The organism is Mycolicibacterium brumae (assembly GCF_025215495.1).
GTDB lineage: Bacteria > Actinomycetota > Actinomycetes > Mycobacteriales > Mycobacteriaceae > Mycobacterium > Mycobacterium brumae.
In genome coordinates this window covers 636,216-653,550 of record NZ_CP104302.1, presented here as the reverse complement: position 1 = coordinate 653,550, position 17,335 = coordinate 636,216, and the positions used below count along the sequence as shown (strand labels likewise).

The following is a 17,335-nucleotide window of genomic DNA, read 5'->3' as shown; positions in this document are numbered from 1 at the left end:
CTTCACTCGGCCTTCACACCAAACTGGGCCTGACGGCCGTTCCAACTCACTCCGCGGGTCACCACCGCGTCGATCACATCCACCAAGAGCTTCCGCTCGACGGCCTTGATCCGCTCGTGCAGCGTGTCGACGTCGTCGTCATCGAGCACCGGCACGGCTTGCTGCGCCAGGATCGGGCCGGTGTCCACGCCGTCGTCCACCACGTGCACGGTGGAGCCGGTGACCTTCACGCCGTAGGCCAGTGTCTCCGACACCGCGTGCGCGCCCGGAAACGCCGGCAGCAGCGCCGGGTGGGTGTTGATCACCCGGCCGGGGAAGCGGCCCAGAAACTGCGGCCCCAGGATCTTCATGAAACCGGCCGAGACCACCAGGTCGGGGTCGTGCGCGGCGGCGGCCTCGGTCAAGGCCGCGTCCCAGGCGTCGCGGTCTTGGTGGTCGCGCAGTTTTGCGGTGAACACGCTCGCCCCGGCTTGCTCCGCGATGTGGGCGGCGCGGCAGTCGCGATCCACCCCGACGGCCACCACGCGGGCCGGGAAGTCCCCGACCGCGGCCTTCAACAGCGATTCCAGCAGCGAACCCTGCCCGGAGGCCAGCACCACCAGTCGCGCCGGCGCACAGGCGGGCAGGCTGGGGGGATTCGGCACGTGAGCAGCTTAATCGGCGTGCTGCCGGCGAGTTCGGTGGGTCGTGGCGTGCGCTGCCTTGTCGGGCGTGCCCTCATGGGCGCCTCCGCGTGGCGGGCGGCGTGCTTCGAAGCCGTCCACCGTCCGCGAGCGCGTGTTTCGAAGGCCGTCCGCCGTCCGCGAGCGGCGTGCCTCGAAGGCCGTCCGCCGTCCGCGAGCGCCACTTTCTGCACGAGCGCCGCTTCTGGCACACCCTGTCCTGGGCTTTCGCGTACCAAAAGTGGCTCTCGTGCAGAAAGTGGCGCTCGTGCAGAACGTGGTCTCTCGTGCCGAGCCCGCGACGCTCGCGAGGAAGCTCGCACAAATTCGCAGAAGAACGCGGGCACAGCCGAGCGCTCGCGGCTAGCCAGCCCGGCGACAGCTCGGCTAGGTACAGCCCCCGGCGTACACAGGCGAGCGCTCGCGGAAAGCGAACTCCGCGAGCGCTCTGTTCCGTACGGGATTACCCGGCAGCGACGGCGCAACCGCGGGTAGGCCCTACCCGTCGTCGTCGGTGTCGAGCAGGTCCTCGACGTCGGGGAGGTCCGGCGGCGCAGCGGGCCCTGCCGGGGGCACAGCGGGCCGTGCCGGAGGCCCAGCGGGGCGCGGCGGAGGCCCAGCGGGCCGTGCCGGGGGCCCAGCAGGAGGAGGAGCTGCCGAAGCTGGGCGGGGCGCAGGATCGGGGCCCAGCCGCAGCGCCGGCCCCTCGTCGGCGGGCGGGGCTTCCGGCTCGCCGAGCAGGCCACCGATGGGTTCGGTCACCGGGTTGGACCAAGACAACGGATCGGCGTCCTCGGCGGCTTCTGGATCGTCGAAGTCGTCGAACTCAACGGACTCCTCAGCCGAGGACTCGGAGAGGGGTTCCGTGGGCTCAGGGGTGGCGGCGACCTTGGGCTTGCGCGGCGCGCGGGTCAGCCCGCCGGCCATCGCGACGGTCAGCGCGCCGATGGTGAAGAACCAGAAGAACACCGCGGGACCGAAGGTGGCCTGGTCCACTCCGACGTCGCCGAAGTTGCCCAGCGCTCCGGCCCCGAAGTGGGCGAGCACCGCCATCGCCAGCGCACCGAGCAGCGAGGCCACCGCCAGCTTCGCCGCGGCGGGGCCGATCGGCAGCGGGCGCCGCGCGCACTGCTGCCCGAGGGCGACGCCGGCTGCCGCGCCGATGATCAGCCAGGCCACCCAGACCGGGCCCAGCGGCGGCGTCGGGGCGGCCGCCAGGATCGGCAGCGCCGGGATGTCACCGCCGTAGACGGTGAACGCGCTGAAGGTCGCGAAGCCGATGTTGGCGCTGGATCCGACGGCGACCGCGGACATGCCGAGAATCACGTTCGGCGCGTACAGCACCGACAGCACGGTGAGGCTGAACTGCCCGAACATCGAGTCGGTGATGCCGTACAGGTCGTGCATGGTGCCCCAATGCACCACCAGCGACAGGGCGGTGACGGCGGCCGAGAGGCCGAACAGCGCCAGCACGCCCGCGGCGGCTGCCCGCAGCGCGTCGAACGTCCATCCGGGCAGCGGGGTGGCGTCCAGGGCGCGTCGGCCCACCCGCGAGCCGACCCCGATGACGGCCCCGACGCCGTGCACGAACAGCACGCAGCCGAACGACTGCAACGCGTTGGGGGTCTGCAGTTCGGTGAGCACCGACGCGGCGTCGTGCACGACGGCCAGGCACACCGCCGCGATCAGCAGCGGGCCGCCGAGCGCGCAGGCCACCACCCAGCGGATGACGAACCAGGACGAGTTGGCCGCGGTGGCGGCGGCGGTGGTGCGCGCCGCGCCCCAGGCCATCAACATGGCCGGCAGCAGCGGCATCACGCCGAGCACCCGGCCGCCGATGGAGATCGGCACCTGGTGCGCGCCCAGCCACATGCTGGCGATGGCGCCGAAGGCGCCGGTCATGTCGCTGTTCGCCATCAGCAGCTGCAGCAGCACCACTGCCGCGATGATGAGCAGCGCGATGAGTGCGGGGGCGAAGGCGACCCGGAGCAAATCCCGGGCCTGCCTCGCCCCCGCTACGCCGTTGTCCGTCATTCAGACCCGGTCGCGATTGACCGGATCAGGCCGACGGGCCCTGACCGGGCCCCGACGACGGATTCTGCTCGACCTGCTGCGTCGGCTCCGCGGACGGCTCCGGAGCGGAGCGCTGGCTCGGCTCGGAACGCTGGCTCGGCTGCGACTGCTGAATCGGCTGCGCCTGGGTGGGCTGCGCCGAGTGCTGCCCGGAGCCGACGGCCGGCGGCGGGCTGAAGCTCGGGAACCCGGTCGGCGGGGTGTCCGGACCCTGCGGGGCATGGCCCTGCGACGACTGCGGGCCGGTGCGCTGCTGCGGAGCCTGACCGTAGGACGGGGCCTGGCCGTAGGACGGCGACTGCCCGTAGGACGGGGTCGACGGCGGGTTGTAGCCGCCGTACTGGGTCGGGTAGCCGGGGCGCTCGCCGGGACCGCCCTGCTGCGGGGCCTGGCCGTAGTAGCCGCCCTGCGCGCCGTAACCGCCGTACTGCGGGAACTCGGGGGCCTTGGGCTGCGGGACCGGCGGGGTCAGCACGCCGCTGTCGTACAGCAGCTCCAGCACCGCCGCGGCGGCCTGCAGCAGCGCCAGCGCCAGCACGATCCAGATGGCCCAGCCGTACTCGAGGCCCTCGCCCGCGTTGACAATCTTGGCGATCACCACCAGCAGGCCGAGCGACGCGAGCACCGCCACCGTCGGCGACAGTTCCTTGGCCTTGGGCAGCAGGCTGACGCCGGCGACCAGCGCGGCGGCCAGCGAGAACAGCACCAGCCAGCTGTCGGTGGCGTTGCCCTCCAGGTACTCGCTGTTGTAGACCAGCGTCGGGCCGAACGCGGCCAGGTAGGCCAGCAGGCCGGTGGCCACCACGGTGATCTTCAGCAGGAACGGCAGCTTGCTCTCGCCGGGTTCGGCGGGCTCGACGGCCGCGGCCGGGGCCGGATTCTGGGCGGCGAACGACCCGGAGCCGGGACCGCCGTAGGACGGCGGCTGTGGCGGCTGGTAACCGCCGGACGAGTAGGTCATGACCCCTCCTGAATCATTGGGCGCCGACAGATGGCGCAACCGTCCCGCATCGCGCGCACGCAGACAGCGGCGCGCGGTGCGGCTCGGTGAACCACGCTAGCGCACGTTGCTGGGCTGACCGTGTGCCCGCTTGGCGTGTCAGGGCGGCGAGACCGAAAAGCGATCGGCGCCGGGGCGGTTCGCCCCGGCGCCGGTCTTGTGGATGTGCCTACAGCGACTGGTAGAGCTCGCGGGCCAGCCGCGCGGCCTCCGACGGGGTCTTTCCGACCTTGACGCCAGCGGCCTCCAGGGCCTCCTTCTTGGCCTGCGCGGTGCCCGAGGAGCCCGACACGATCGCGCCGGCATGGCCCATGGTCTTGCCCTCCGGGGCGGTGAAGCCCGCGACGTAGCCGACGACCGGTTTGCTGACATTGGCCTTGATGTAGTCGGCCGCCCGCTCCTCGGCGTCGCCACCGATCTCGCCGATCATCACGATGACCTTGGTCTCCGGGTCCTTCTCGAAGCCGGCGATGGCGTCGATGTGGGTGGTGCCGATGACCGGGTCGCCGCCGATGCCGATCGCGGTGGAGAAACCGAGATCGCGCAGCTCGTACATCATCTGGTAGGTCAGCGTGCCGGACTTGGACACCAGGCCGATCGGCCCCTTGCCGGTGATGTTGTTCGGCGTGATGCCGACCAGCGCCTCACCCGGGGTGATGATGCCCGGACAGTTCGGCCCGATGATCCGGGTCTTCTGCCCCTTCTCCAGGTTGTAGGCCCACGCGTAGGCGGTGTCCTGCACCGGGACGCCCTCGGTGATGACCACCAGCAGCGGGATCTCGGCGTCGATGGCCTCGATGATGGCGTCCTTGCAGAACGCCGGCGGCACGAAGGCGATCGACACGTCGGCGCCGGTCTTCTCCATCGCCTCGGCGACGCTGCCGAACACCGGCAGCTCGACGTCGTTGCCGTCGGCGTCGACGTGGGCCACGGTGGTGCCGGCCTTGCGGGCGTTGACGCCGCCGACCACCTGGGTGCCGGCCTTGAGCATCAGCTTGGTGTGCTTGGTGCCCTCACCGCCGGTGATGCCCTGGACGATGACCTTGGAATCCTTGTTCAGGAAGATAGACATGTTCGTGGGCTCCCTTACTTGTTCGCCAGCTCGGCGGCCTTGTCGGCGCCGGAGTCCATGGTCTCGGCCTGGATCACCAGGGGGTGGTTGGCTTCGGCCAGGATGCGGCGGCCCTCTTCGACGTTGTTGCCGTCCAGGCGGACGACGAGGGGCTTGTTGGCCTCATCGCCGAGGATCTCCAGCGCCTTGACGATGCCGGTGGCCACCGCGTCGCAGCTGGTGATACCGCCGAACACGTTGACGAACACGCTCTTGACCTGGCTGTCGCCCAGGATCACGTCCAGTCCGGCGGCCATCACCTCGGCCGACGCGCCGCCGCCGATGTCCAGGAAGTTGGCCGGCTTGACCCCGCCGTGGTTCTCCCCGGCGTAGGCGACGACGTCCAGGGTGGACATCACCAGGCCGGCGCCGTTGCCGATCACGCCGACCTGGCCGTCGAGCTTGACGTAGTTCAGGTCGTGCTGCTTGGCCTTGAGCTCCAGCGGATCGGTGGCGTCCTGGTCGACGAACTGCTCGTGGTCGGGGTGCCGGAAGTCGGCGTTCTCGTCCAGGGTGATCTTGCCGTCGAGCGCCAGGATCTGGTCGTCGGGGGTGCGGACCAGCGGGTTGACCTCCACCAGGGTGGCGTCCTCGCCGACGAACACCTCCCACAGCTTGGCGATGGTGATCGCGGCGGCGTCGAGCACCTCGGCGGGCAGGTGGCCCTGCTCGGCGATGGACCGGGCGGTGGCGATGTCGACGCCGTTGATGGCGTCGACGGGCACCTTGGCGAGGCGGTCCGGCTTGGTGGCGGCGACCTCTTCGATCTCCATACCGCCTTCCACTGAGCACATCGCCAGGTAGGTGCGGTTGGACCGGTCGAGCAGGAAGGAGATGTAGTACTCCTCGGCGATGTCGCTGGCCTCGGCCACCAACAGCTTCTTGACGACGTGGCCCTTGATGTCCAGGCCGAGAATATTTCCGGCGTGGGTGTGCGCGTCGTCGGCGGTGGCGGCGTACTTCACGCCGCCCGCCTTGCCCCGGCCACCGGTCTTGACCTGGGCCTTCACCATGACCGGCTTGCCGATCTCCTCGGCGATGGCCTTGGCGTCATCGGCGGATTCGGTGACCCGTCCGGCGCTGGTGGGGACGTCGTGCTTGGCGAAAAGCTCCTTCGCCTGATACTCGAAAAGATCCATGTGAACTCACTGTTCTATTCGGCTTATGGTTGGCGGCGCCGCGGGATCCAAAGGTGGCGGTAGTCGCCCGGTACAAACCATATCGACCCGCATGTAGAGTCGTCACAGCGACCTCTGGTTGTGGTTAAAGTCACCGGGCGGCGCGGGTGATACCACTCACAAAGCCATGGCGCTCCCCTGATTCGCTTGCGAGGATCGCTGGGGTTTCGTTAACGTTCCCTTGGTCAAGATAACGCTTTGGTTACGACACGTGGAGTTTTGGGTTGGTGCAGCAGACATTTTCAGGTGCTTCGCGTTCGGGAGCTCCGCGGGATGCCCGCCGCTCGAAGACGGCCGCCAGCGGGGCTAAGAGGCCCGTCCGACTGAACCGCGACGACGCTTCCGACCTGGACTTTTTCGACAACACCTTCGGCGGCGCCACCGACGTGCTGCGGGCGCCCGAGCTCGACGACCTGGCCGACACCGAGAACCTCGTCGCGATCCGCCTGGAGCGCCGCGACGACTCCGACAATGTCAGCACCGAGGTGCTGCCCCGCCTCGGCCAGCACCGCAAGGCCGACACCAGCGCAGCCAAGGGCCGCGCGCTGATCGTCGCGATGGCAGCCGGCGCCGCCGCTGCCGCCGCCTACACCGCGATGGCCCCCCGCGACGTCGCCCCGGTCACCAAGACCGTGCTGGCCGCCGGCTCTGCCGACGAGGTCGAGGGCGCCACCATCACCGGCACGTCCAAGGGCATGCAGTTGGTGGCGATGAACCCGGCGCTGAGCACGAGCGGACATCAGGAAGAACTGGCCAAGGGCACCGCGTTCGCCCAGGAGCGCGCCGAGCGTGAAGCCCGGCTGTCGCGCCCGCTGTTCGTCAAGCCCACCCAGGGCATCTTCACCTCCGGCTACGGCTACCGCTGGGGCGCGCTGCACGGCGGCATCGATATGGCCGCCCCGATCGGCACCCCGATCTACGCGGTGTCCGACGGCGTCGTCATCGAGGCCGGTCCGACCGCCGGCTATGGCGCCTACGTCAAACTTCGCCACACCGACGGAACCGTCACGCTCTACGGCCACATCAACTCCTGGACCGTCACCACCGGCCAGCAGGTAATGGCCGGTGACCAGATCGCCACCGTCGGCAACCGCGGCTTCTCCACCGGCCCGCACTGTCACTTCGAGGTCATGCCCGACGGCAGCAGCCGCATCGACCCGGTGCCGTGGCTGGCCGCCCGCGGTATCAGCGTCGGTTCCTACGCCGGCTGACCAGGCGTTTGCCTGATTCGACTGCTTCACCAAACCCGGATTCGGGCTCGGATTCGGGCTCGGGCTCGGGTGAGCACACTCGCATTCTGCGCCGCGCGCCCGCGCAGGCCGCCGAGGAACCCAGCGAGCGCGGCTCGGACGGGACTGGCTCGGAGACCCGAATCATTCGCCGCGCCCCCACCGGCGCGATTCCCGTCGTCCCCGCGGAGGTGGCGGCCGCTCGTTCCTCGCTCGTCGAGCCGTCCGGGAATGTCGCGGAGGGCCCCTCCCTCGCTCGTTCCTCGCTCGTCGAGCCCTCCGGGGATGTCGCGGAGGGCCCCTCCCTCACTCGTTCCTCGCTCGTCGAGCCCTCCGGGCTAACCGCGCAGGCCGCCGCCGTCACCGCCATGCTCAGCGGCTGGCCGACCTCGGTGGTCGCCACCAATCTGATCGCCGGCTGGTGGGACGGCGACCAACTGTTCTGCGTGGCGATCGGGTTCCTGACCTGCGTGTTCGCCGCGGCCACCATCGTCGGCGTGCTGTTCACCCTGCGCCGACGATCCTGGGGCCCGTACCTGCTGACCGCGGGCGCGGTGATCGCGCTGTTGATGTTCGCCGGGGTGTTCGTCGCCGGCGCACGGCTGGAAGCGGTGGTCTACGCAGTGCCCGCGTTGCCGCTGGCCACGGTCATATTGGCGTTGTTGCCGTCGACCCGCCGCTGGGCGGCCGGGTGAGCTGGTGCTGCGTCGGCCTCAGCGGCCGCGATAGTCTGCGTTGGTGAATTCGAACGAACCTGAGGGCCAGCAGCCCCAGCAGCAGCCCTCTTCGCCGTGGGATCAGGCCGGGGCTCCCGCCCCGCAGGACGACCCGTCCGCGCAGCCGACCACGGTGTACCCGCAATTCGATTCGTCGGCCTCGTCGTCCGGTTCTTCTGCTCCGCAGCCCGGTTCCTCGGCTCCTTCATCTGCTCCGCCGTCCGGTTCGTCGGCGCCGCAGTTCGGCTCTTCCGCGCCGCAGTTCGGCGCCTCGCCTCAGTCCGGATCGTCCGCGCCGCAGTTCGGCGCCTCGGGTCCGCAGCAGCCCTACTCCCAGCCGTACTCACAGCCGGGTTCGTCGGCGCCGCAGTACGGCGAGCAGGCCCCGCAGTTCGGGCAGCAGCCGCAGTACGGGCAGCCGCCCCAGTACGGACAGGCCCCCCAGTACGGACAGCCGCCGCAGTTCGGGCAGGCTCCGCAGTTCGGTCAGCAGGCGCCCTACGGCCAGCAGGCGCCGCAGCCGGGCGCCCCGTACTCCCAGCCCGGTTCTGCGCCGTACGGCCAGCCCGGCGCTCAGCCCGGTTACGGAATGCCCGGCGCGCCCTACTCGCAGCCCGGCGCCCAGCCCGGCTACGGCGCCCCCGGCGGCTTCAACATCCCCGGGTTCGGAACCCCGGACGCGTCGAACCTGACCACGTTCATCATGGTCGGCCTGGCCTTCCTCGGCGCCCTGCCGTCGCTGTACGGCGGGTTCTCCGCGTTCGGCGCCAGCTCCGCGACCGCTTTCAGCTCGGTCGGCTGGTACAGCGGCTGGCTGCTGGTCCTGGGCCTGCTGAACCTGGCGGTGGCCGCGGGCCTGATCACCGGCGGCGTGTTCTCGTTGCAGCGCAAGAGGCTCGGACCGCTGATCATCACGATCACCTGCGCGGTGGTCATCGCGATCGGAATCCTCAGCATGCTGTTGGCCGCCGCCGTGGTGTCCAGCCTGTCCTCGACCTACGGGGTCAATATGAGCGGCGCCGGCGCGGCCTCGTTCTTCTCCATCGTCGGTCTCATCTTCCCGGCGGCCACCCTGTGGCTGTCGCTGCTGGCCTCGACCAGGCAGTACTGCAACCGGTGATTTCGTCCGTTCGCGCCCCGTCGACCCCGGTCGGCGGGGCGCGACGCGTTTTCGGGCCAGAGTGCGCGACGACGATGGAAGGTCTGGGCTTCTCCCTGGCCAGGAGGACGAACGTGCAGCCACGGTCGTATCTCGTCACGAGCGTGCACGCAGGTCAGAATCCACGGACGAGCGTGCGCCCACGTCCGCAAACTCCCAGGACGAGGCGGACCTGAGCGCACGCTCGCGCCCGAAAACTGACTCTGAGCGCACCCTCGCGCCTGAAAACTGACCTGCGTGCACCTTCGCCGCCCGAATCTGACGCTGCGTGCACGCTCGCCCCGAGTGGCGGCGCTGGATGCACGCTCGGCGGCAGAAGGCCCAGCTGCGACGTGCGGCCCAGACCAGGCTCCGAGTGCCGGGAAGCCCATCCCGGCGAAACTCGTGCGCTCATCGGCGCTCAGGCCGGGATAACCTGCTCAGGTGAATCCGTACCAGCCCCCGGGCCAGCAGCCGCAGTGGGGCCAGCCCCATCCTCAGCAAGGTCAGCCCTACTCGCAGCCCGGCCAGCCGTACCCACAAGGCCAGCCATACCAGCAAGGCTACCCGCAACAGGGGCAGCCACCGCAGGGCCAGCCGTACCCGCAGCCGGGCTACGGTGGACAACCCGGATACGGGGCCCAGCCCGGTTACGGCGCCCAGCCGGCACAGCCGGGCTATGGCGCCCAGCCCGGGTACGGGCCGGCGGGCGCCCCGTTCGGCGCGCCTGCCCCGTCGAACGTCACCGCCATCATCATGGCGATCATCTCGTTCCTCACCGGCGCCCTGCTGCTGTGGGCCGCGGTCGAATCCTTCAACGCGATGTCGGCACTGTCGACCTACGAGTCATACGGCCTTTCCGCCCTTCCCGGCTGGTACAGCCCGGTCATGATGCTCGTCGGCGTGCTCTGCCCGATCGCCGGCGCCGCGATGATCGCCGGCGGCGTCTTCGCGCTGCTCCGAAAAGCCAAGGGCCCGCTGCTGGTGATCATCGGTGGGGCGGCGGCCATCATCGCGGTCGTCGTATCCATCGTCGCCAGCAAGCTGATGATCGACTCGGTGTTCGGTGACCTCTCCGACATGCTCGGCGGAATCTCGGTCCCCACGCCCAGCGTGGTGTCGGCGGATTCCATCCTGGTCATCCTGCTCGCCGCGGCGGCCATCGCGCTGGCGTTCCTGAAGCCCACCAGGCAGTACTGCAGCCAGTAACCGGCTACAGCTTGGTCAGCGGAGCGTGGTTGTGCATCAACTTGACCCGCCCCGCTGAGCCGAAGTCGATCAGCGACATCGCCGACTCGCCGACGCCGGAGACCTCCTCGACCCGGCCCAGGCCGTACTTGTCGTGGGTGACCCGGTCGCCGGGCTCCAGGGTGATCACCGAACGATTGCGCGGCGCGGCGCTACGGCCCGGCGCGGGTCGCCCGGATCCGAAACCGCCACCGCTGACCGGGGCGCTGCGGCCATAACCGTCGCCGCTGCGGCCGTACCCGTCCCGGTTGCCGAAACCGCGCGCAGGCTCGTTGTCGGTGCGCCGCCAGTCGATCAACTCCTGCGGGATCTCACGCAGAAACCGCGACTCCGGGTTGAGCATCGGCTGCCCCCACGACGATCGGACCTTGGCCCGGCTCAGGTACAGCCGCTGCCGCGCCCGAGTGATGCCGACGTAGGCCAGCCGTCGTTCCTCGGACAGTTCCCGCGGGTCGCCCAGGGCGCGCATGTGCGGGAACATCCCGTCCTCCCAGCCGGTGACGAACACCGCCGGGAACTCCAGGCCCTTGGCGGTGTGCAGGGTCATCATGGTGACGACGCCGTCGCCTTCCTCCGGGATCTCGTCGGCGTCGGCGACCAGCGAGACCCGCTCCAGAAACTCGGCCAGCGCGCCCGCGTCGGGCACATCATCGGCCAGCCCCTCTTCCTCCCGCAGCGCCTGCGCGTTAGCCCGGTCGGTGCTGAATTCGTGTGCGACGGAGACCAATTCGTTGAGGTTGTCCAGCCGGGCCAGCTCCTGCGGGTCGCTGCTGGATTCCAGCTCGCGGCGGTAGCCGCTGCGATCGAGCACCGCCTCCACCAGATCGCCGAGTTCGTCGCCGAGCAGGCCGCGCAGCCCGTCGAGCATCTCCATGAAGCCCGCGATGGCCTTCTCCGAGCGCGAGTTGAGCATCGCGACCTTGCCGTCGGCGGCATCGCGCAGGGCGTCGTTGAACCCGATGCCGGCGTTCTCGGCGTGCACGGCCACGCAGGCCTCGGCGCGGTCGCCGATCCCGCGGCGGGGGGTGTTGAGGATGCGCCGCATGCTGACCGCGTCCCCGGGGTTGTCCAGCACCCGCAGGTAGGCGACGATGTCGCGAATCTCCTTGCGCTCGTAGAAGCGAACGCCGCCGACCACCTTGTACGGGATGCCGGTGCGGATGAACACCTCCTCCAACGCGCGGGAGGAGTTGTTGGTCCGGTAGAAGACCGCGATGTCGTTGTAGGTGAACCCGCCCCGATCAACCAGCGCGTCGATTTCGCCGGCCACGAACCGGGCCTCGTCGTGCTCGTTCTCGGCGACGTAGCCCACGAGCAGCTCGCCCTCGCCGGCGTCGGTCCACAGCCGCTTCTCCCGGCGACCCGCGTTGCGCGAGATCACCGAGTTCGCGGCGCTCAGGATGTTCTGGGTGGAGCGGTAGTTCTGCTCCAACATGATGGTGGTGGCGTCGGGATAGTCGCGCTCGAAGTCCTCGATATTGCGGATCGTCGCGCCGCGGAACGCGTAGATGGACTGGTCGGCGTCGCCCACCACGCACAACTGTCCCGGCGGCGCCGGGTCGTCGGCGGCCACGTTGTGCCCGACGAGTTCGCGGACCAGCACGTACTGCGCGTGGTTGGTGTCCTGGTACTCGTCGACCAGGATGTGCCGGAAGCGCCGCCGGTAGTAGCTCGCGATGTCCGGGAACGCCTGCAGCAGTCCGACGGTCTCGGAGATCAGGTCGTCGAAGTCCATCGCGTTGGCCGAGCGCAACCGGCGCTGGTACTCCCCGTAGACCGAGGCCACCAGCCGGGACAGGTCATCGGAGCTGTCATCGAGGTTGGCCACCGCCTGATCGGGGTCGATCAGTTCGTTCTTCAGGTTCGAGATCGAGTTGGCCAGCAGCCGCGGCGAGTGCTTCTTGACGTCCAGGCCCATGTCCCGGGCGATCATGCCGAGCAGTCGGCGCGAGTCGTCGGCGTCGTAGATGGAGAAGTTGGAGTTCAGCCCCTCCAGCAGCGAGGCCTGGCTGCGCAGGATCCGCACGCAGGTGGAATGGAACGTCGACACCCACATGCTGCGCGCCTGCGGACCGACCAGGGTGGCGACACGCTCCCGCATCTCCGCGGCGGCCTTATTGGTGAAGGTGATCGCCAGGATCTGCCCGGGACCGACGTCGCGGGCGCCCAGCAGATAGGCGATCCGACGGGTCAGCACCGCCGTCTTGCCCGAGCCGGCCCCGGCGACGATCAACAGCGGCGTGCCCTCGTGCAGCACCGCCTGGCGTTGCTGGGGATTCAGGCCGACCAGGAGCTCGTCGGACCCGCTGCTGGTTTCCGGGAAAAGGGACAGTTCACCGCTCATATCGGTGTCAAACCTACCGCCCGGCTCCGACGAGGCCGCCAACCGTCGGGCCTACCGCCGAAGGCGTACCGAATTATTCCCGGAGCGGGCCATGGATTGGATAATCCACTCGAAGGTCGTCACCCACCCCATTTCGGTACACGACCGCCGAAGGTGTGCCAAACCACCGGCTGTGCGGACCATGAAATGGATTATCCAATTCATGGCCCGCACAGCCGGTGGTTTGGCACATCGGATCGCGGCGAGCGCAGCCGGAATTGGCCGCGGCGGCCCCGGGTGCGAGAATCACCGGCATGTCAGAAGCCGCACCGGACATCGACGACCTGCGCAAGGAGATCGACCGCCTCGACGCGGAGATCCTGGCCGCGGTCAAACGCCGCCAAGAGGTGTCCCAGGAGATCGGCAAGATCCGGATGGCCTCCGGTGGGACCAAGCTGGTGCACAACCGCGAGATGCGGGTCATCGAGCGGTACAGCGTGCTGGGTCCCGAAGGCAAGGACCTGGCCATGCTGCTGCTGCAGATGGGCCGCGGCAAGCTCGGGAAGTAGCCCCGTCGGCCCACCGCCTCAGCTGGTCAGGGCGATGTACTTGGTCTCCAGGTACTCCTCGATGCCCTCGCTGCCGCCTTCCCGGCCGAACCCGGACTCCTTGATGCCGCCGAACGGCGCCGCCGCATCCGAGATCACCCCGCGGTTGACGCCGACCATGCCGGCTTCCAGCGCGTCGGCCACCCGCAGCGCGCGGTCCAGCGACTGGGTGTAGACGTAGGCCGCCAGGCCGTACTCGGTGTCGTTAGCCGCGGCGATCGCCTCCTCCTCGGAGTCGAAGCCGGTGATCGGCGCGACCGGCCCGAACACCTCTTCCTTGAGGATGCGGGCGTCGGCGGGCACGTCGGCCAGCACGGTCGCCGGGTAGAAGTTGCCCGGACCGCCCGGGGCGACGCCGCCGACGGCCACGGTCGCGCCGCGGGCGACCGCGTCGGACACCAGGTCGGCGATGGAGGCAACCTGCTTGGCGGTGATCATCGGGCCCAGCCGGGTGCCGTCCTCGAGCCCGTTGCCGAGGGTGTACTCGCTCATCCGGGCCACCAGTTTGGTGGTGAACTCCTCGCGCACCGAGTTGGCGACGTGGAACCGGTTGGCGGCCGTGCAGGCCTCGCCGCCGTTGCGCATCTTGGCCAGCAACGCACCCTCGACGGCGGCGTCGACGTCGGCGTCGTCGAACACCAGGAACGGGGCGTTGCCGCCGAGCTCCATCGAGGTTCGCAGCACCTTGTCGGCGGCCTGCCGGATCAGCGTCTTGCCGACCCCGGTGGAACCGGTGAAGGTCAGTTTGCGGAGTCGTCCGTCGTCGATGAGCGCGGTGGTCAGCTCCGCGGACGACGTGGTGGGCAGCACCGACAGCACGCCCTTGGGCAGCCCGGCGTCGGCCATCAGTTTGGCCAGCAGCAGCATGGTCAGCGGGGTCTCATGCGCGGGCTTGACGATCATGGTGGAGCCGGCGGCCAGCGCCGGGCCGATCTTGCGGGTGCCCATGGCCAGCGGGAAGTTCCACGGGGTGATGGCGTAACACTGCCCGATGGGCGCCTTGGTCACCATGATCCGGCCGTTGCCCGCCGGCGCGGGGGTGTAGCGGCCGCCGATGCGCACCGCTTCCTCGGCGAACCAGCGGAAGAACTCGGCGCCGTAGCGGACCTCGCCGCGGCTCTCGTCGAGCACCTTGCCCATCTCCAGGGTCATCAGCGCGGCGATGTCCTCGATGCGGTCCATCATGGTCTCGAACACCGAACGCAGAATCTCCCCGCGCTGCCGGGCCGGGGTGGCGGCCCACTCCGCGGCGACCGCCTCGGCGGCGTCCAGGGCGGCGATGGCGTCGGCTGGTTTCGCGTCGGCGACAGTGGCGATCACGTGCTCGTTGGCCGGGTTGAACACCTCGAACGTGTCCGTGCCGTCGCGCTCTTCACCCCCGATCCACAATCCCGTGGGAACTCCGGAAAGCAGGCGCGAGGTATCCATGCCTTCATCTTCTACCTTGTCCAGCGGCCCGGCGCAGGCAGGTTCGCGAACCCCCGCACGGGCGCCCGACGGCCACTAAGGTTTGGGCCATGCCGACCTCCGATATCGCCGCCACCGCCGCCTGGACCGCGCTGTCCGAGCACCACCGCGAGATCGGCGAGACGCACCTGCGGGAGTTCTTCGCCGAGGACCCCAACCGGGGCCGCGAGCTGACGCTGGCCGTGGGTGATCTGTACATCGACTACAGCAAGCACCGGGTCACCGCCGAGACGGTGCGGCTGCTGTGCGACCTGGCCCGCGCCGCCGGCCTGGAGCAGCGCCGCGAGGCGATGTTCACCGGCGAGCGGATCAACACCTCGGAGAACCGTTCGGTGCTGCACACCGCGCTGCGACTGCCCCGCGGGGCCCAGTTGATGGTCGACGGGCAGGACGTCGTCGCCGACGTGCATGAGGTGCTCGACGCGATGGGCGATTTCACCGACCGGCTGCGCAGCGGTGAGTGGACCGGGGCGACCGGCAAGCGCATCGAGACGGTGGTCAATATCGGCATCGGCGGTTCGGATCTGGGCCCGGTGATGGTGTACCAGGCGCTGCGGCACTACGCCGACGCCGGCATCTCGGCGCGCTTCGTGTCCAACGTCGACCCGGCCGACCTGGTCGCGAAGCTCGACGGATTGGACCCCGCCACAACGCTTTTCATCATCGCGTCCAAGACGTTCACCACCCTGGAGACGCTGACCAACGCGACCGCGGCCCGCCGCTGGCTCACCGAATCCCTCGGCGACGACGCGGTCAGCAAGCATTTCGTGGCGGTGTCCACCAACGCCGAGCTGGTCTCGGAGTTCGGCATCGACACCGCGAACATGTTCGGCTTCTGGGACTGGGTGGGCGGACGCTACTCGGTGGACTCCGCGATCGGGCTGTCGGTGATGGCCGTCATCGGCCGGGAGCGTTTCGGGGAGTTCCTGGCCGGTTTCCATCTGCTCGACGAGCATTTCCGCACCGCGCCGCTGGAGTCCAACGCGCCTGCGCTGCTCGCGCTGATCGGCGTCTGGTACTCGAATTTCTTTGGCGCACAGTCGCGTGCGGTGCTGCCGTACTCCAATGACCTGGCCCGCTTCGCCGCCTACCTGCAGCAGTTGACCATGGAGTCCAACGGCAAATCGGTGCGCGCCGACGGGTCGCCGGTGACCGTCGACAGCGGTGAGATCTTCTGGGGCGAGCCGGGCACCAACGGCCAGCACGCGTTCTACCAGCTGCTGCACCAGGGCACCCGGTTGGTGCCGTCGGACTTCATCGGGATCTCCCAGCCGGTCGACGACCTGCCGACCGCCGACGGATCCGGCTCCATGCACGACCTGTTGATGAGCAACTTCTTCGCCCAGACCCAGGTGCTGGCCTTCGGCAAGACCGAGGACGAGACCATCGCCGAAGGCACGCCCGCCGAGCTCGCGCCGCACAAGGTGATGCCGGGAAACCGGCCGTCGACCTCGATCCTGGCCGACCGGCTGACCCCGTCGGTGGTGGGCCAGCTGATCGCGCTGTACGAACACCAGGTGTTCACCGCGGGCGTGGTGTGGGGCATCAACCCGTTCGACCAGTGGGGCGTGGAACTGGGCAAGGTGCAGGCGAAGGCGCTGCTGCCGGTGATCACCGAGGACAACTCGCCGCCGGAGCAGAGCGATAGCTCCACCGACGCGCTGGTCCGCCAATACCGCGCCGCCCGCGGGCGGGCCCGGTAGCGGGCACACTGGAGTCATGCCGGAACTCCCCGAAGTCGAGGCGCTCGCCGAGCATCTGCGCCGCCACGCCGTCGGGGCCACTATCGACCGGGTCGACGTCGCCGCGCTGTCCGCGCTGAAAACGTTCGACCCGCCGCTGACCGCGCTGCACGGCCGGCAGGTCACCGGCGCGCGACGGTGGGGCAAGTTCCTGGGCCTGGAGGCCGACGGACTGGTCCTGATCGCGCACCTGTCCCGGGCGGGCTGGCTGCGCTGGTCCGACGCGCTGCCGGCCAGCCCGCTCAAACCGGGCCGGGGCCCGATCGCGTTGCGGGTGCGACTAGGTGAGGGAGCCGGCTTCGACCTCACCGAGGCCGGCACCCAGAAGCGGCTGGCGATCTGGCTGGTCGACGATCCGCAGGCGGTGCCCGGCATCGCGTCGCTGGGACCCGACGCGCTGGAGCTGGACCGGGACGGGCTGGCCGCGGCGCTGGCCGGCAACACCGGCCGGATCAAGACGGTGATCACCGATCAGCGGGTGATCGCCGGGATCGGCAACGCCTACAGCGACGAGATCCTGCACGTCGCCGGGATCTCCCCGTTCGCCACCGCGGGCAAACTCACCGACGCGCAGCTCGACGATCTTTACGCGGCGATGACCGGCGCGCTGACCGACGCGGTCACCCGGCTGGTCGGCCAGCGCGCGGCAACGCTGAAGGGCGAGAAGCGATCCGGGCTGCGGGTGCATGCCCGCACCGGTCTGCCGTGCCCGGTGTGCGGGGACACCGTGCGGGAGGTGTCCTTCGCCGATCGTTCGTTCCAGTACTGCCCCACCTGCCAGACCGGCGGCAAGGTGCTGGCCGACCGGCGAATGAGCCGCCTGCTCAAGTAGTTACGCTG

Annotated in this window: 14 protein-coding genes; 7 read left to right on the top strand and 7 right to left on the bottom strand. The window is 69.6% G+C overall.

All coding sequences use genetic code 11. The features are described 5' to 3' along the window. Window positions 1–2: 2 nt before the first annotated feature. From purN to sucC, 5 genes are all read right to left on the bottom strand, one after another. Entirely contained in the window at window positions 3–644 is a 642-nt protein-coding gene (gene purN / locus L2Z93_RS03370; protein WP_090589131.1) for a phosphoribosylglycinamide formyltransferase, read from the bottom strand. A gap of 516 nt (window positions 645–1,160) precedes the next feature. Continuing rightward, window positions 1,161–2,696 (bottom strand): cell division protein PerM, encoded by a 1,536-nt coding sequence (locus tag L2Z93_RS03365; RefSeq protein ID WP_090589130.1) that lies wholly within the window; start codon window positions 2,694–2,696, stop codon window positions 1,161–1,163. A 25-nt stretch (window positions 2,697–2,721) separates the two neighbouring features. After that, window positions 2,722–3,696, bottom strand: coding sequence for a DUF5336 domain-containing protein (locus L2Z93_RS03360; RefSeq protein ID WP_162561922.1), 975 nt, complete (start codon window positions 3,694–3,696; stop codon window positions 2,722–2,724). 208 nt (window positions 3,697–3,904) lie between these two features. After that, entirely contained in the window at window positions 3,905–4,807 is a 903-nt protein-coding gene (sucD, locus tag L2Z93_RS03355; protein WP_090589129.1) for a succinate--CoA ligase subunit alpha, read from the bottom strand. Between the two features lie 14 nt (window positions 4,808–4,821). Next, a complete protein-coding gene (sucC, locus tag L2Z93_RS03350) occupies window positions 4,822–5,985 on the bottom strand; it encodes an ADP-forming succinate--CoA ligase subunit beta (protein ID WP_090589128.1) in 1,164 nt (387 codons plus the stop codon). Window positions 5,986–6,251: 266 nt separating this feature from the next. Between sucC and L2Z93_RS03345 the strand changes: the two genes are divergently transcribed. From L2Z93_RS03345 to L2Z93_RS03330, 4 genes are all read left to right on the top strand, one after another. Next, window positions 6,252–7,235 (top strand): M23 family metallopeptidase, encoded by a 984-nt coding sequence (locus tag L2Z93_RS03345; RefSeq protein WP_090589127.1) that lies wholly within the window; start codon window positions 6,252–6,254, stop codon window positions 7,233–7,235. A gap of 8 nt (window positions 7,236–7,243) precedes the next feature. After that, a complete protein-coding gene (locus tag L2Z93_RS03340; RefSeq protein ID WP_234786147.1) occupies window positions 7,244–7,948 on the top strand; it encodes a hypothetical protein in 705 nt (234 codons plus the stop codon). A gap of 43 nt (window positions 7,949–7,991) precedes the next feature. Further along, the gene (locus L2Z93_RS03335) at window positions 7,992–9,089 is read left to right on the top strand and encodes a hypothetical protein (RefSeq protein ID WP_090589126.1); all 1,098 of its coding nucleotides are present in this window, start codon (window positions 7,992–7,994) and stop codon (window positions 9,087–9,089) included. 462 nt (window positions 9,090–9,551) lie between these two features. Further along, the gene (locus L2Z93_RS03330; protein WP_193438871.1) at window positions 9,552–10,316 is read left to right on the top strand and encodes a hypothetical protein; all 765 of its coding nucleotides are present in this window, start codon (window positions 9,552–9,554) and stop codon (window positions 10,314–10,316) included. A 4-nt stretch (window positions 10,317–10,320) separates the two neighbouring features. Here L2Z93_RS03330 and L2Z93_RS03325 read toward each other — a convergent pair whose 3' ends face one another. Next, entirely contained in the window at window positions 10,321–12,699 is a 2,379-nt protein-coding gene (locus L2Z93_RS03325; RefSeq protein ID WP_090589125.1) for a UvrD-helicase domain-containing protein, read from the bottom strand. 293 nt (window positions 12,700–12,992) lie between these two features. Here L2Z93_RS03325 and L2Z93_RS03320 point away from each other — a divergent pair, with 293 nt between their 5' ends. Continuing rightward, entirely contained in the window at window positions 12,993–13,247 is a 255-nt protein-coding gene (locus tag L2Z93_RS03320; RefSeq protein ID WP_090589124.1) for a chorismate mutase, read from the top strand. A gap of 18 nt (window positions 13,248–13,265) precedes the next feature. Here the strand turns inward: L2Z93_RS03320 and L2Z93_RS03315 are convergent, their stop codons facing one another. Then, the gene (locus L2Z93_RS03315; protein ID WP_090589123.1) at window positions 13,266–14,714 is read right to left on the bottom strand and encodes an NAD-dependent succinate-semialdehyde dehydrogenase; all 1,449 of its coding nucleotides are present in this window, start codon (window positions 14,712–14,714) and stop codon (window positions 13,266–13,268) included. 89 nt (window positions 14,715–14,803) lie between these two features. Between L2Z93_RS03315 and pgi the strand changes: the two genes are divergently transcribed. Further along, entirely contained in the window at window positions 14,804–16,456 is a 1,653-nt protein-coding gene (gene pgi / locus L2Z93_RS03310) for a glucose-6-phosphate isomerase (RefSeq protein WP_090589122.1), read from the top strand. 16 nt (window positions 16,457–16,472) lie between these two features. Next, window positions 16,473–17,327 carry an Fpg/Nei family DNA glycosylase gene (locus L2Z93_RS03305; protein ID WP_090589121.1) on the top strand — a complete coding sequence of 285 codons (855 nt, stop codon included), beginning with the start codon at window positions 16,473–16,475 and terminating at the stop codon, window positions 17,325–17,327. Window positions 17,328–17,335: the final 8 nt, after the last annotated feature.

Coding starts and splice junctions, on each gene's coding strand:
- L2Z93_RS03365 (WP_090589130.1), bottom strand. CDS start 2,696: ATGACGGACAACGGCGTAGCGGGGGCGAGGCAGGCCCGGGATTTGCTC.
- sucC (WP_090589128.1), bottom strand. CDS start 5,985: ATGGATCTTTTCGAGTATCAGGCGAAGGAGCTTTTCGCCAAGCACGAC.
- pgi (WP_090589122.1), top strand. CDS start 14,804: ATGCCGACCTCCGATATCGCCGCCACCGCCGCCTGGACCGCGCTGTCC.
- L2Z93_RS03305 (WP_090589121.1), top strand. CDS start 16,473: ATGCCGGAACTCCCCGAAGTCGAGGCGCTCGCCGAGCATCTGCGCCGC.
- L2Z93_RS03360 (WP_162561922.1), bottom strand. CDS start 3,696: ATGACCTACTCGTCCGGCGGTTACCAGCCGCCACAGCCGCCGTCCTAC.
- L2Z93_RS03315 (WP_090589123.1), bottom strand. CDS start 14,714: ATGGATACCTCGCGCCTGCTTTCCGGAGTTCCCACGGGATTGTGGATC.
- L2Z93_RS03320 (WP_090589124.1), top strand. CDS start 12,993: ATGTCAGAAGCCGCACCGGACATCGACGACCTGCGCAAGGAGATCGAC.
- L2Z93_RS03325 (WP_090589125.1), bottom strand. CDS start 12,699: ATGAGCGGTGAACTGTCCCTTTTCCCGGAAACCAGCAGCGGGTCCGAC.
- sucD (WP_090589129.1), bottom strand. CDS start 4,807: ATGTCTATCTTCCTGAACAAGGATTCCAAGGTCATCGTCCAGGGCATC.